Source organism: Treponema porcinum, from assembly GCF_900167145.1.
Classification (GTDB): domain Bacteria; phylum Spirochaetota; class Spirochaetia; order Treponematales; family Treponemataceae; genus Treponema_D; species Treponema_D porcinum.
Window position 1 is genome coordinate 1 of record NZ_FUWG01000015.1, and the last position, 13581, is coordinate 13581.

The 13581-nt window shown below is 44.5% G+C and carries 15 protein-coding genes; 1 reads left to right on the plus strand and 14 read right to left on the minus strand.

Translation table 11 applies throughout. The features are described from left to right. From B5D55_RS09580 to B5D55_RS09635, 11 genes are all read right to left on the minus strand, one after another. On the minus strand, positions 1-262 hold a 262-nt coding region (locus B5D55_RS09580; RefSeq protein ID WP_143593323.1), incomplete at its 3' end, for a transposase. 356 nt (positions 263-618) lie between these two features. Continuing rightward, the gene (locus tag B5D55_RS09590) at positions 619-1818 is read right to left on the minus strand and encodes an aspartate-alanine antiporter-like transporter (protein ID WP_078933799.1); all 1200 of its coding nucleotides are present in this window, start codon (positions 1816-1818) and stop codon (positions 619-621) included. Between the two features lie 126 nt (positions 1819-1944). After that, positions 1945-3588, minus strand: a complete 1644-nt coding sequence (locus tag B5D55_RS09595; protein WP_078933800.1) for an FAD-binding protein — start codon at positions 3586-3588, stop codon at positions 1945-1947. 118 nt (positions 3589-3706) lie between these two features. Continuing rightward, positions 3707-4396 (minus strand): 4Fe-4S dicluster domain-containing protein, encoded by a 690-nt coding sequence (locus B5D55_RS09600; protein ID WP_078933801.1) that lies wholly within the window; start codon positions 4394-4396, stop codon positions 3707-3709. 61 nt (positions 4397-4457) lie between these two features. Beyond that, positions 4458-5288 carry an FAD/NAD(P)-binding protein gene (locus B5D55_RS09605; protein ID WP_078933802.1) on the minus strand — a complete coding sequence of 277 codons (831 nt, stop codon included), beginning with the start codon at positions 5286-5288 and terminating at the stop codon, positions 4458-4460. Further along, entirely contained in the window at positions 5288-6325 is a 1038-nt protein-coding gene (locus tag B5D55_RS09610; protein ID WP_078933803.1) for a 4Fe-4S dicluster domain-containing protein, read from the minus strand. Before B5D55_RS09610 ends, B5D55_RS09605 begins: the two co-directional genes overlap by 1 nt. Then, entirely contained in the window at positions 6325-7311 is a 987-nt protein-coding gene (locus B5D55_RS09615; protein ID WP_078933804.1) for a 4Fe-4S dicluster domain-containing protein, read from the minus strand. The genes B5D55_RS09610 and B5D55_RS09615 overlap by 1 nt, the downstream gene beginning before the upstream one ends. Then, on the minus strand, positions 7293-7742 hold the full coding sequence (locus B5D55_RS09620) for a hydrogenase iron-sulfur subunit (protein WP_078933805.1): 450 nt from the start codon (positions 7740-7742) through the stop codon (positions 7293-7295). Before B5D55_RS09620 ends, B5D55_RS09615 begins: the two co-directional genes overlap by 19 nt. A 15-nt stretch (positions 7743-7757) precedes the next feature. Beyond that, positions 7758-9770 carry a CoB--CoM heterodisulfide reductase iron-sulfur subunit A family protein gene (locus B5D55_RS09625; RefSeq protein ID WP_078933806.1) on the minus strand — a complete coding sequence of 671 codons (2013 nt, stop codon included), beginning with the start codon at positions 9768-9770 and terminating at the stop codon, positions 7758-7760. Positions 9771-9779: 9 nt separating this feature from the next. Beyond that, entirely contained in the window at positions 9780-10175 is a 396-nt protein-coding gene (locus B5D55_RS09630) for a 4Fe-4S dicluster domain-containing protein (protein ID WP_078933807.1), read from the minus strand. Further along, complete coding sequence (locus B5D55_RS09635; protein ID WP_078933808.1) at positions 10168-10983, minus strand: CoB--CoM heterodisulfide reductase iron-sulfur subunit B family protein; 816 nt, start codon at positions 10981-10983, stop codon at positions 10168-10170. The genes B5D55_RS09630 and B5D55_RS09635 overlap by 8 nt, the downstream gene beginning before the upstream one ends. Before the next feature lie 244 nt (positions 10984-11227). Here B5D55_RS09635 and B5D55_RS09640 point away from each other — a divergent pair, with 244 nt between their 5' ends. After that, on the plus strand, positions 11228-11647 hold the full coding sequence (locus tag B5D55_RS09640) for a hypothetical protein (RefSeq protein WP_078933809.1): 420 nt from the start codon (positions 11228-11230) through the stop codon (positions 11645-11647). Positions 11648-11703: 56 nt separating this feature from the next. Here the strand turns inward: B5D55_RS09640 and B5D55_RS09645 are convergent, their stop codons facing one another. The 3 genes from B5D55_RS09645 to B5D55_RS09655 form a co-directional block, all read right to left on the minus strand. After that, on the minus strand, positions 11704-11982 hold the full coding sequence (locus tag B5D55_RS09645; RefSeq protein WP_078933810.1) for an HU family DNA-binding protein: 279 nt from the start codon (positions 11980-11982) through the stop codon (positions 11704-11706). 232 nt (positions 11983-12214) lie between these two features. Continuing rightward, positions 12215-13099, minus strand: coding sequence for an SPFH domain-containing protein (locus tag B5D55_RS09650; RefSeq protein ID WP_200805314.1), 885 nt, complete (start codon positions 13097-13099; stop codon positions 12215-12217). A gap of 27 nt (positions 13100-13126) precedes the next feature. Then, the gene (locus B5D55_RS09655) at positions 13127-13579 is read right to left on the minus strand and encodes an NfeD family protein (RefSeq protein WP_078933811.1); all 453 of its coding nucleotides are present in this window, start codon (positions 13577-13579) and stop codon (positions 13127-13129) included. Positions 13580-13581: the final 2 nt, after the last annotated feature.

Here is a 13581-nt window from a genome sequence, read left to right on the forward strand (position 1 = left end):
CAGCGATTACTTCATCCTTCTTTTGAAGTTTTGCTTCAAGTTCATCGATTTTCTTCTGCTGGGCTTTTTCTGTAATGTCCGGTCTGGTACGGTTGAATATCATTGCCGCATTTTCCAAGAATTCTTTCTTCCAGTTCAGGATCATGTTTGGATGAATGTTGTTTTCCTTTGCAACATCGCTGACCGCTTTTCCATCCTGAATAACAGCCATCACAACTTTCAATTTTTCTTCTGCCGTAAAAGTTCTTCGCGTTCTTCCCATAAGGTGTCCTTCCTTTGTATTATACACCTTATTAGCTTTGCTGTTTTAGTCCAAGTTGCGGTTAGGCATTACAGAAGTAATTGCCGGCGGCTGGTTATTTTACGGTCCTTTGATTTTTAAGAACACAGATACAAACTATTTCAGGGCATCTCTTGGACGCGGCGGATTTTATATAACGAATATGGGAACTGTAAAATATGGGGATTTTATTCGGGCGTGTACGGAAAATACTTCGAATTCTATAAGAATGTTTGTATATTTCAAATAGTTTTTCTATAAAAGTAGAAAGAAAAAAAACAGGAGTGACTGACTGCCATACACTCCTGTTCATATTACTTATAAAATAAATCTACAGGTTATAAAATCATTACGATAATTTTTGCTGCAAGTACGATTGAAACAAGCGCAAAAGGATATGTTGCCGCATACGCAGAAGAAACTTCATCAGTTCCTGCCGTTGCAATGAGCGTACCAAGCGCCGGTGTTGAAGTCATACCGCCGGTGATTGAGCCAAGGTTGTTCAGAATGCTGAGTTTGAAAATATATCTGGCAATGATATAACCTACAATCATAGGAACAAGCGTCATCATTGCACCATAGATAAAGTAGGAGACTTTGAAATTTGCAACGAAATTAACGCCACCCGGAACTCCTGCACCGATAAGGAACAGAACAAGACCAAGTTCCCTCATAAAGTTAAGGGTTTCTTTCTTTATTCGGCAGTCAATTTTTCCTATGCGGGCAAAATGACCGATAATTAAACCGCCGATAAGCGTACCGCCGGAATTACCAAGACTGAAGTTAATTCCCGGAATTTTTATTGAGCCGATAAGGCAGCCGAATGCAACGGCAAGGAAAAACGCAAAAAATCCGAACGGGTCAAGCGGAACAAGCGTTTTTTTAGGTTCAGGAATGGAAATCTGATTTGCTGCGTGGAAATTTGCAACTTCTTCCTTCATATTTACTTTAAGAAGTTTTGGCGTAAGCTGAACAAAAAGAACTACACCCAAAACACCGAACGTATATGCAATTCCGTAGCCGGCAACAACTGCATCCTGATTTTTTGCAACTTCTTTTGCAGCAGAAAGTCCTGGAGTAGAAGTGAGGCCTCCTGTTAAAAGTCCTACTGCCATATCGGCAGAAAGGTTTTCATCAAGCATAACGCAGATAATCGCCGTAACAGCACCGATTGCAATGATGATAAATCCAAGAAGAATATAGGCGAGTGTTTTTCTATTGAAAGAGCGGAAGAATTTAGGACCTGCAATAAGACCAACTGCAGTAACAAAAAGAGCCGTTCCGATGTTTGATACAATAGAAAAATTACCTTTGATTTTATCGCTGAAAAGAGTGATTGTGTCTTCTCCGATAGAGAAAGACGGAACGTAGTTGATTATAATTCCCCATATAAGGGCTACAAGCAGAACACCTGCTGTACCAAGTTCAATTCCCTTTATCTTTATTCCACCCACCAGGTAGCCGATTGCTCCGATGGCAAATACAATAAAAATAAATGACAGGGCAGAAGAACATACCCCGGCTAAATAAGCAGTCATTTTTTTGTCCTTTGTAAAATATTGAAAATACGGGCGCTTTTACAAGCGCCCGGAATATACAGCAGGATAAAGCAGAAAAATCATTCTGCATTTATTCCTGTTGGGGGCTGGCGTTAATGCGCCAGACTATTTTGTAGCACCTGGAATTGCCTTGTCAAATTCTGGGTTTCCGTGGTGATAAACAGGAAGAAGTTTTGGAGAAACAACATCTTCTTTAATTCCTGCTGCATCGCGTTCTTTTTCAAAAGCAGTTACATGGTCAAGATTCATCTTTGAGTTTTCAGAAAGAGAAATATTCTTGAACATTTTTCCAGCTTCAATTCCAGCTTCGCGACCGAATACTACAACATCAAGAAGGCTGTTACCCATCAAACGGTTAGTTCCGTGAACACCACCAGATGCTTCACCTGCTACAAGGAGATTTTTTACATTTGTGTGGCAAGTAGCATCAATTTCAACACCACCGTTCTGATAGTGAAGTGTTGGATAAACAAGAATAGGTTCTTTTCTGATGTCGATTCCGTATTTGATGAACATATTGTACATTGCAGGAATTGATTTTAAAATCGTTCCTTCGCCGTGAATCATTTCAATCATCGGAGTGTCAAGCCATACAGCATCCTGAACGTCGTTTTTAACGCCGCGTCCTTCACGAACTTCGCGGATAATACCAGAAGCGTTAACGTCGCGTGTTTCGAGAGGATGAATGTAAACTTCGCCGTCTTTATTGATAAGTTTTGCACCAAGAGAGCGCACTTTTTCTGTTACAAGCTTACCAAGAATCTGAGTCGGGTAAGCAGCTCCAGTCGGGTGATACTGCAAAGAATCCTGATACAAAAGTTTTGCACCGGCACGGTAAGCCATTACAAGACCGTCAGCTGTTGCACCATAATGGTTAGAAGTAGGGAATCCCTGATAGTGCATTCGTCCTGCCCCGCCAGTTGCAATAATTACGACTTTTGCTTTTGCAATGCGAACTTCGTTTGTTTCCATATTAACAAGAACAGCACCGCAAGCTTCACCTTTGTCATTTTTGATGATTTCAATTGCAGAAGTAAAATCAACTACAGTGATATCGTCCTTTCTGTTGAAAGTTTCATCGCGTAAAGTACGCATGATTTCTGCTCCAGAATAGTCTTTGCAGGCATGCATACGTTTGCGGCTAGTTCCGCCACCATGAGTTGTTACCATAGTTCCGTCAGCTTCCTTGTCAAATTCAACACCAAGGTCATTGAGCCATTTGATTACAGAAGGAGCTTTGTTTACAAGCGTATATACAAGTTCTGGTTTTCCGTCAAAGTGACCGCCACCATAACAGTCAAGATAGTGCTGGGCTGGTGAATCGTTCGGCTTGTCAGCAGCCTGAATTCCGCCTTCTGCCATCATAGTGTTGGCATCTCCTACACGGAGTTTAGTTACCAAAAGAACTTTAGCACCTGCTTCTGAAGCCATAATGCTTGCTGCAGTTCCAGCCCCACCGCCTCCGATTACAAGAACGTCAGTTTCGTAGTCAACATGATTTAAGTCAATATGTTCAGGTTCAATTCTAGGTTTTGCCTGAAGCATCTGGGCCAGTTCAATAGGTGCTTTCTGACCTTTATTTGGACCGATTTTAAGTTCAGTAAACTGTTCCTTAATTCTGTCCGGGTGAAATTTTAAAAGCAAGTCGTCTTTTTCTTCTGCAGTAAGGCGAGCATGTTCAAACTTAAGGTTTTCTTCGCGTTTTTCTGCTACGATTTTTGCAGCATCGTCCAGGTAGTTACCATACATAAGTTTATTCTCCTAGATATAAGCGCCATGGATGGCGCATCTTGTATTTTTCAATTCACGCTACGAGTTTTGCAACGCAAAACTCGTTAAAGAAAAATGACACAGATGTCATTTTTCTTTATTTTTCAATATCTCTGTTATTGTAGAGATTTTTAATCTGAGCCTTGTCGCCAGTACACATTGCGATAAGCTTTTTGATTTCTTCTTCGCATTTACCAGAATCAATTTCTGCAACACGGTCAATAAGGTGCTGAGTCTGTGGCTGAATATATTTTCCGTTTATACGGCGTGCAAGTTCAGCTACCTGAGGATGACTGATTCCAGCAGGGCAGCGTGAAGAACAGCATCCGCACATTACGCAGTCAAAAGAAAGGTCAGCACATTTAGCAAAGTCGCCTCTCTGAGCATAAGCAATGTACTGCATAGTGCTCAAACCTTGAGGACAAGCGCGTGTACATGCATTACAGCCGACACAAGCATAAATCTCAGGGTAAAGCTGCATCATAACAGCCTGTTCAGGTTTTACTTTGTTAATGTCGTAAACCTGTTTTACAAGCGGGAAGAAAGGCAAAGTTGCAATGTACATATCATTTTCAACTTTCTTAGAACAAGCAAGACAAGTCTGAAGCTGATTCTGTCCTTTAATTCTGTAAATCGTAGCACAAGCGCCACAGAAACCGTTTCTACATCCACAGCCACGTTTCAACTGATAGCCAGCATACTCCATAGCATTCATAATCGTTAATTCAGCAGGTACATCATATTTTTTTCCAAAAATATAAATCGTAGCCATTTCTTTTTCTGCCATATTCTTCTCCTATAGCTTTAGAGCGCCATGGACGGCGCGTTATCTGTTTAACTAATGTGAATTAATATTCAGGCGGTAATTCACCAAGCTGGTCAAAGCTGAATACCGGGCCGTCCTTGCAGACAAATTTATCACCGATATTACATCTTCCGCACTTACCGATTCCGCACTTCATGCGCATTTCCATAGTCGTAAAAATCTGGGTGTCTTTAAACCCGAGTTTTTTAAGCGCATCAAGCGAAAGGTGAATTAAAATCGGCGGTCCGCACATAATGACAGTCATACTCGGATCAGGATTGCACTCCGTAACGAACGGCGGAACAAATCCTACGTGTCCGTCCCAGCCTTCTTCCTCGCGGTCGATTGTAAGGTTTATTGAACAGTTCGGCTGCTTCATCCATACGTTCTGCATTTCGTCAAGGCGCACAAGGTCTGCCTTAGAGCGGCTTCCGTAGATAACCTGAATTCTTCCGTAGTTCTCGCGCTTGTCCATCATATAGTTTACAACGGAGTGAACAGGAGCAATTCCAATACCGCCGGCAATTACAAGAATGTCCTTGCCTTTGAGTGCGCCTTCTACCGGGAATCCGTTTCCAATCGGTCCGCGCACGCAGATTTCCTGTCCGACTTCCGCACTGTGCAGGAATTCAGTAACGCATCCGCATTTTTTTATGCTGAATTCCATATATTCTTCCAGCGTAGGGGAAGAAGTAATGGAAATCATTGATTCGCCCACGCCAGGAACAATGAGCATAGCGCACTGACCCGGAATGTGGTTGAACAGTTTTTTACCGTCCAGACCGACTACGCGGAATGTCTTTACGTCAGGAGTTTCCTGGCGAATGTCGATAATTTTACCAACATAAGGAATAAATGATTCGTTCTGTTCCATTATTTTTCCTCCGTTGTTTCTTCGTTGAATGCCTTGATTACTTTTACGATGTTCATATTTATAGGGCAGCTTTCAAGACACCGTCCGCAGCCTACGCAGCTGAATGTTCCGTCGTGCGCCATCGGGTAATACATAAGTTTGTGCATAAAGCGCTGGCGGCTGCGTTCTTTCTGTGTAAGGCGCGGATTTGCCGCTGCCATCTGTGTAAAGTCAGAATACATACAGGAATCCCAGCAGCGCACCTGTTTGATGCCGTTTCCGGTGTCAAAGTCGCGCACGTCAAAACACATACAAGTAGGGCAGACGTATGTACACGTTCCGCAGCCAAGGCAGCTTTCCGAAACTCTGTCCCACACTTTGGAATTGAACAGCTTTAGCATATCCTTGCCGACAAATTTTGAAAGGTCAAGGTGAGCGAACGGGAGCTTTTCGATTTTTGCGGCAATTTCTTTTTTTGCAGCATCAACGGCTTTTCCGTCGCTTTCAGAAAGAAGTGTTTTTACAGCATCAAGCAGTTTCTTTCCTTTATCTGTATTTGCATTAAAATGGAACGCTCCGTCTGCGAGCCAGCAGCTGATGTCTCCGGCAGGATTTGCCGCGTCGATTTTATATGTCGAACAGAAACAGGTCTGTGCTGGTTCTGCGCAGGCGAGGGTGATTACCGTTCCGTGGTCGCGGCGGTTCTTATAGTAAGAATCAACCGGCGTCATTTTCAGGTATACATTGTCGATAATCTCAAAGCTCTTTGCATCGCAGGCGCGCACACCGAAAACAACAAAGTCTTCAACTTCCTTACGCGGATCTTCTACTGTAATCTGCTTGCCGTCCATCTTGTAGCTTACAAGGTGTTCAGTCTTCGGGAAGAAGAAATCCTTTGCAGAGCGGACTGTCTTAAGTGCATTTGAAAGTTTTGCGCCTTTTTCCCACTTCTGGAAATTTGCCTTTCCTGAAGAATTGTCCACAGGAATATACAGGTTTTCCTTTGAAGCGATAGCCTCAAACAATGCATCTATTTTTTCTATTGGAAGAGAAAGCATTATTTGTCACCTCCTTCTTCTTTTGAGCGGTCATATACAATGTCCGGCTCTGCATCGCCTTCTGTAAAGGTGAGCATCGGCGGCTTTGTTTCCAAGTCGCTTCCGGCAATATACGGACCGTAGATTTCGTTTATGTCCTTTGCAAATTTCCTGTTGATAAGGTGCAGTGGAATATGCTCCGGGCATACGCGTGAACATTCGCCGCAGTCTGTACAGCGTCCTGCGACATGCCAGGCGCGGATAATATGGTAGAGCGACTCTTCAAAGCTTGTCTGCGCAACTTTCTGCGACGTGTAAAGCTTGTTGTTGTCGAATACGCATTTTTCGCATGTACAGGCAGGACAGATGTCGCGGCAGGCATTACAGCGGATACAGCGGCTAAATTCGTTCTGCCAGAATGCATAGCGCTCATCGGCTGTCATTGCTTCAAGTCTGGCAACTTCGTCAAAGCGCTTTGAATCAAGAAGGTCTCCGTCCTCGCCGATAAGCTCGTCGTAGGTTACGTGTTTCTTGCTCTTGCAGTTTGCGCACCGCTCGGAAAGAGAACCTGTTTCCGGATCTTTCATTCCGTCGCAAGGAATGCCGACTGCATATACATCGTCGCGTGCAATGCGGTTTTCCTTAAGAAGTTCTGTGAAACTGTATGTGTCGCACGGCTTGAGGAAAACAAGCACCTTTTCCATCGGAACCGGCGTTTCCGGCGCATTAGGGTCGCGCTGTTTTGCCATCGTATTGTTCATACGTGTCGTGCTTTTCTTTATTTCAATTTCCCTGGTAAGCTTTACAAGGTACTTAGAAAGGTTTGCACCGCAGTTTTCGTCATAGACAAAATTCCTGTCAAGGTCTTCTGCCGTCGTAAAGACGCTGGGAGTAACATCGTAATCAAAAAGACCTTTTCTCCAGCCTGCAACGCGCTGAACAGTTCCGTTTGAAAGCAGTTCCTTTGCGCGCGCCAAAAGTGTGGAAGCTATTTTGCTGTCTTGCATCTTACGTCCTCCAGCTTCTTATTTTCACCAAGTTCTGTAACTTTCGCCACAAAATCGTTCATAATTCCGGCGAACCGCACGCCTTCCGCAGCGGAACACCATTCAACGCGTGTCCTTGCCTTTTCTATGCCGAGATAGTCAAGCATACTGAAAAGCAGCGTCATACGCCGGCGCGCAAAATAGTTGCCGGTAGAGTAGTGGCAGTCGCCCGGATGGCAGCCGCACAGGATAACGCCGTCAGCACCGCGCTGGAACGCACGCAGGATGAACAGCGGGTTCAGGCGGCAGGAACACGGAATGCGGATAATCTTTACGTTTGCAGGATATTCAAGACGGTTATTTCCGGCAAGATCTGCACCTGCATAGGAACACCAGTTGCAGCAGAACGCAACGATTTTAGGTGTCCAGGATTTGTTTTCATTGTTTGCCATAATCAATTCCCCAGATTACAAAACTGAGTCAACCTCCGCCAGAATCTGTTTGTTGCTGAATCCGTTAAGATCCATAGCTCCGGAAGGACAAGCGACCGTACATGCACCGCATCCCTGGCACATTGCCGTATTAACCTGGGAAACGTGGCGCGTAATAGTCGTGCGGTTAGGACCGCGGAAATCCTTGTCGATATAGGTGATTGCACCGTACGGACAGACGTTTGCGCACTGACCGCAGCCGTTGCAGGCATTTTCGTCCGGGTGAGCGGTACACGGATTGTTCTGGAGCTTGTCTTTAACAAGCAGGCAGATTGCCTTTGCCGCAGCACCTGAAGACTGTGCAACTGTTTCCGGAATGTCTTTCGGTCCCTGGCAGCAGCCTGCAAGGAAAATACCGGCTGTAGGACTTTCTACAGGACGGAGCTTTGCGTGGGCTTCAAGGAAGAAGTCGTTGTTGTCCATTGACGTTGTAAGCATAGTGGCAAGCGGACGAGCAGACTTGTCAGCTTCAATAGAGGCTGCCAGAACGACCATATCAGCCTTGATGTGAACCTGTCTGTTCAAAATCAGGTCTGAACCCTGAACGTCAAGCGTTCCGTCTGAAAGCGGAGTTACTTTTCCTACCTGCCCCTTGATGTAGTGAACGCCATACTGTTCTACGGCGCGGCGGTAGAATTCATCAAAGTTCTTTCCAGGAGTACGAACGTCTATATAGAATACATAGCAGTCTGTGTCCGGATAATGGTCGCGCGTAAGGATAGCGTGCTTTGCCGTATACATACAGCAGACTTTAGAGCAGTATTCGTGTCCCTTTTCAGAGTCAGCGGAACAGCGTGAACCTACGCACTGTACAAATACGATAGTCTTAGGCTCTTTTCCGTCTGACGGGCGGAGAAGGTGACCGTTTGTAGGACCTGACGCATTGCAAAGACGCTCGAATTCGAGTGATGAAACAACGTCAGGACTCTGGGAATATGCGTATTCATCGAATTTCTTAAGGTCAATCGGATTGTAGCCGGTTGCAACGATGATTGCGCCGTATTTTTCGGTGATGACTTCGTCTTTCTGGGTAAAGTCAATCGCTCCGGCTCCGCAAGTTTTCTGGCAGAAACCGCAGACGTTGTCCTTGCCGTTTGCAAGTCCTTTCATATGAAGGCAGTACGTTGAATCGATTGTAGCCACCTTAGGAACGGCCTGTGCGAACGGAATATAGATAGCCTTTTTGTTGTTAAGGTTAAGGTTAAAGTCGTTCGGAACTTTCTTGTTCGGACATTTTTCGATACATTCGCCGCATCCTGTACATTTTGTTTCGTCAACATAACGTGCATGGCGCTTGATGTCGATGCTGAAATTTCCGATGTATCCCTTTACGCCGACAACTTCGCTGTAAGAAAGAATGCGGATGTTAGGATTCTGACTTACTTCCGTCATTTTAGGCGTAACGATACAGGAAGCGCAGTCGAGGGTAGGGAATGTCTTGTCGAGCATAGCCATTTTTCCGCCGACCGTAGGCTTTTTTTCAACGATGTCAACCGGGAATCCTGCGTCTGCAATGTCAAGCGCAGCAGTAATTCCGGCGATACCGCCTCCGATGACAAGCGCGCGCTTTGTAACAGGCGTTTCGCCCGGTGTAAGCGGCGTGTCGAGTATTGCTTTTGCAACGGCAGCTTTTCCAAGCGCGATTGCCTTTTCAGTCGCCTGTTCCATATCCTTAAGAACCCAAGAGGTCTGCTCGCGGATATTTGCGACTTCTACTTTATATGGATTCAGCCCCGCACGCTCTGCGCACGCACGGAATGTCTTTTCGTGCATACGAGGAGAGCAGGAACAAAGGACAACGCCTGTAAGCTTGTCGTCCTTGATATGATCCTCAATCATTTTCTGACCGGCAGAGGAACACATGTAGGTGTAGTGCGTTGAATAGACAACGCCGTTTACCTTTCCCAGTTCCTCAGCAACTTTTTCTACGTCAACTGTTCCGGCAATGTTAGTACCGCAGTGACATACGAAAACTCCAATTCTTTCCATTTGCCACTCCTACTTACGATATTTTCTGAATGCGCTGACGATTGCCTGCTGCGGCATATCATCATCAAGATAGTCCGGAACATTCTCGGCTGCCAGATGCTGTGCGCCGCGCTGACGTTCAGCATACATACGCACCGCTTCGATAAGCTTTGCCGGCTCTACCTGGCGCGGACAGCGCTCAAGGCACGCAAAACAGGAAAGACAGGCGTAAATTGACTTTGAATTCAAAAGCTTTTCGACTTCGCCGTTTTCCACCATCTGAACGAACTGATGAGGGTGATATTCCATCGAATCATAGTTCGGGCAGGTGCCGGAGCATTTTCCGCAGACCATACATTTTTTAGGATTTACACCGCTTATAGAAAGAATCTGCTCTTTGCAGAGCTCTGCCTCACTTTTAAGCATTATAAACCTCCTTCAGTGCTTTCTCCTTTACACCAAGAGCCTGTGCCAAAAGTTCCGTAAAGTAAATTACGTCAAGCGGACTTTCCGCCTTGTTTTTTACAAGATTATATTTGCAGAGCGGACAGCTTGTTACAAGGAATTCAGCGCCCTGTTCCTCTGCGTTTTTAAGGATTGCCTTTGTGCGTTTTTCAGGAATAGATGAATCCTCAAACATCGTATATGCGCCGCAGCATTCGTTTCTCTGTGCATATATGACAGGAGTTCCTCCGATAGCCTTTATGAAGTCTTCGATAATCTGTGGATTTTCCGGATCATCGAACTGAAGGACTTTTCCAGGGCGGAGAAGAAGGCAGCCGTAGTATGCGCCGATTTTCTTTCCGGTGAACGGATTTTTTACGGCGGCTTTTACGTTGTCCCAACCAACTACATCTCTTAACACCTCAAGAAAATGAAGAACCTTTGTTTCTCCGTGGTACTCAACGCCATCTTGCTTAAGATAGGTGTTCGCCTTGAGAATAACGTTCTCGTCATTGATCATGTCATTGTTTACTTGTTTAAGTACGTTATAACATGCTGAGCAGAGAGTAACTAAATCAGTACCGGAATCCCTTGCAGAGGCAAGCGCGCGGACAGAAGACAGCTTTGTAGCAATCTCGTCCTTTGCAAGCGGATACACTCCGCCGCAGCACTGCCATTCAGGAATTTCCTCTAGTTTAAAGCCCAAAACGTCTGCACTTGCCCGTGCATAGGCATCTAAGTCCTTCGCTTTGTTCTTTAAAGTACATCCAGGAAAATATGAATAATTCATACTGGCTCCCTAAAAAACTAAGATAACCGACAATAAGCCGAAATATACCAATTATATTGCGAAACAGTATAATGCAAACGTACTGTTTTGGAAAGACAAAAACAAGGATAAAAAAAGAAATAAGTTGAAAATAAATGCCGGCGGAACTGCGCAGACATGGATTTTTTTCCTACAAAAATTCCATGATTTGCTGTATAATTAAAGGTAAATCTATCATTTATTTTAAGGAGGAACACGTATTTTTATGAATGACGATTTTTTACAGAAAAAAACAGACGCGCTCTGCGTTTTAGACAGGCTGGTTCCTCTTGTATTCGATGCGGAAAAAAGACTTTCCCATGCGCGGAACTGGAGTTTTATCGATGTGCTTGGCGGCGGATTTTTCGTAGATATATTTAAGTATCTGAATATCGGACGCGCAAAGAATTCTATGGACGAAGCGGACAGACTGCTTCGTGAATTAAGCAGCATACTGGGCGGAATGGAAATTCCTGTTGATTACAGAATGCAGCTCGGCGGATTTGCGACGTTTGCGGATTTTGTTTTTGACGGATTTATAATTTCCGACGTGTATATGGCAGGGAAAATTCTTTCAAGTCTGGAGCAGGTCAGGGAACTGAAAAAGCGGCTTGTTGCGCTTCAGGTTCAGCTTCAGTCAATGTAAAAAAAAAATCGGTGCGGCGGAAAATCCGTCACACCGACTGAAAACCGGAACTCCGGTTATTTTTTGTTCACGCGATCCTTCAGGGCTTTTCCTGCCTTGAATTTAGGTGATTTTGACGCAGCAATCGTGATGTTTGCGCCGGTCTTAGGATTGCGGCCTGTTCTTGCGGCACGTTCTCCTACCGAGAAAGTTCCGAATCCGATGAGCTGTACGTCGCCGCCGTTTTCCATTTCTTTAGAGACGTTTTCAACAAATGACTTAATGAAGGCTTCTGTATCTTTTTTTGTAAGCCCAGTGTCTTTTGCGATTGCATCAATCAATTCTGATTTGTTCATTTTTTTCTCCTATTGAAAAGTCAAAGAGGAAATGTCAATTTCCGAATTGACTTTTTAAGCCTCTTCGCAATGAAATGAGAAGAGGCAGTAGATAAGGAAGTTCGCAACGCGAACTTGTGAATAAAAACTTTGACGCCATTTCAGGCAAAGTTTTTATTACACTTCCCGTAAAAATTTAATAGCGTAATGGGTCTATAATAACAGAATATGAAGTTATTGCAATGGCTTTTTTTTATTTTTTTGCAAGTTCTGCAGCAGACGTTATGATTCCAGCAATATTCTGAAGGTCAGACGGAATTATGATTTTTGTTGCCTGACCGTCAGCGGCTTTTTCAAATGCCTCAAGACCGCGAAGCTTTATAACGGCTTCGTCACATCCGGCTTCCTTTATCATTTTAAGTCCCTGCGCCTTTGCTTCCTGCACTTCGCGTATAGCTTCCGCTTCGCCCTGTGCCTTCTGGATGGCAGCTTCTTTCTGCGCTTCCGCCTCAAGAATCATAGACTGCTTTTTACCTTCAGCAACAAGAATAGCACTCTGTTTCTGACCTTCTGCAATAAGGATTGCTTCACGGCGTTCGCGTTCTGCACGCATCTGCTTTTCCATTGCCTCTTTTATTGCTTCCGGCGGAATGATGTTCTTTACTTCAACGCGGTTTACCTTTATGCCCCACGGGTCAGTCGCTTCGTCAAGAATTGAGCGCATCTTTGTATTGATTACGTCGCGGCTTGTAAGTGTCTGGTCAAGTTCAAGGTCACCGATGATGTTACGGAGCGTCGTTGCAGACAGGTTTTCAAGAGCATTTATCGGTTTTTCAACGCCGTAGGTGTACAACTTAGGGTCTGTAATCTGAAAGTAAACTACAGTATCAATCATCATTGTAACGTTGTCTTTTGTGATGACCGGCTGCGGCGGAAAGTCAAGAACCCGCTCTTTAAGGCTCATTTTGTTTGCAACCCTGTCGATGAACGGCATTTTTACGTGAAGGCCTACCTGCCATGTGGTACAGTAAGCACCAAGACGTTCTATGACTATTGCATAGGACTGCGGAACTATGCGGATGTTTGCAATAAGCAGTACCGCTACGATAACTGCAAGACTGATGATAACGTAAATCATTTTCATCTCCCATACTTGATATTGTTTTTATTCTTTTCGGGCAACGACAAGAGTGTTGCCCGAAACTTTTTTTACGATGCATACAGAATCTTTCTGAATGTCCGTACTGTCTTCACTTTCTGCCGTCCAAACGACGCCGTTTTTTGCCTTGACATAACCTTTGTTAAATTTTGTTATTTTCTGGACAACAAGTACTTCCTGTCCTTCAAGTGCATTGACGTTCGTATTGTTTTCCTTTCCGATTTTCAGTTTTTTTACGGCAAACGGACGGGTAAAAACAATAAGGGCAACTGTAAGAAGAGCAAAAATCAGAAGCTGCCACCTGAACGGAAGCGGAGTTTTTGATATGAAGATGAACGGAACGGCGGCAATTCCGGCCCAGAAGGTCGTAAGGGACATTGTAATTCCTTCGATTATTATGCAGAGCACAAGAATTCCAAGCCAGAACCACGGTAAATTTGATGTAATAAAACTAATCATAC

Coding starts and splice junctions, on each gene's coding strand:
- B5D55_RS09590 (WP_078933799.1), bottom strand. CDS start 1,818: ATGACTGCTTATTTAGCCGGGGTATGTTCTTCTGCCCTGTCATTTATT.
- B5D55_RS09595 (WP_078933800.1), bottom strand. CDS start 3,588: ATGTATGGTAACTACCTGGACGATGCTGCAAAAATCGTAGCAGAAAAA.
- B5D55_RS09600 (WP_078933801.1), bottom strand. CDS start 4,396: ATGGCAGAAAAAGAAATGGCTACGATTTATATTTTTGGAAAAAAATAT.
- B5D55_RS09605 (WP_078933802.1), bottom strand. CDS start 5,288: ATGGAACAGAACGAATCATTTATTCCTTATGTTGGTAAAATTATCGAC.
- B5D55_RS09610 (WP_078933803.1), bottom strand. CDS start 6,325: ATGCTTTCTCTTCCAATAGAAAAAATAGATGCATTGTTTGAGGCTATC.
- B5D55_RS09615 (WP_078933804.1), bottom strand. CDS start 7,311: ATGCAAGACAGCAAAATAGCTTCCACACTTTTGGCGCGCGCAAAGGAA.
- B5D55_RS09620 (WP_078933805.1), bottom strand. CDS start 7,742: ATGGCAAACAATGAAAACAAATCCTGGACACCTAAAATCGTTGCGTTC.
- B5D55_RS09625 (WP_078933806.1), bottom strand. CDS start 9,770: ATGGAAAGAATTGGAGTTTTCGTATGTCACTGCGGTACTAACATTGCC.
- B5D55_RS09630 (WP_078933807.1), bottom strand. CDS start 10,175: ATGCTTAAAAGTGAGGCAGAGCTCTGCAAAGAGCAGATTCTTTCTATA.
- B5D55_RS09635 (WP_078933808.1), bottom strand. CDS start 10,983: ATGAATTATTCATATTTTCCTGGATGTACTTTAAAGAACAAAGCGAAG.
- B5D55_RS09640 (WP_078933809.1), top strand. CDS start 11,228: ATGAATGACGATTTTTTACAGAAAAAAACAGACGCGCTCTGCGTTTTA.
- B5D55_RS09645 (WP_078933810.1), bottom strand. CDS start 11,982: ATGAACAAATCAGAATTGATTGATGCAATCGCAAAAGACACTGGGCTT.
- B5D55_RS09650 (WP_200805314.1), bottom strand. CDS start 13,099: ATGATTTACGTTATCATCAGTCTTGCAGTTATCGTAGCGGTACTGCTT.
- B5D55_RS09655 (WP_078933811.1), bottom strand. CDS start 13,579: ATGATTAGTTTTATTACATCAAATTTACCGTGGTTCTGGCTTGGAATT.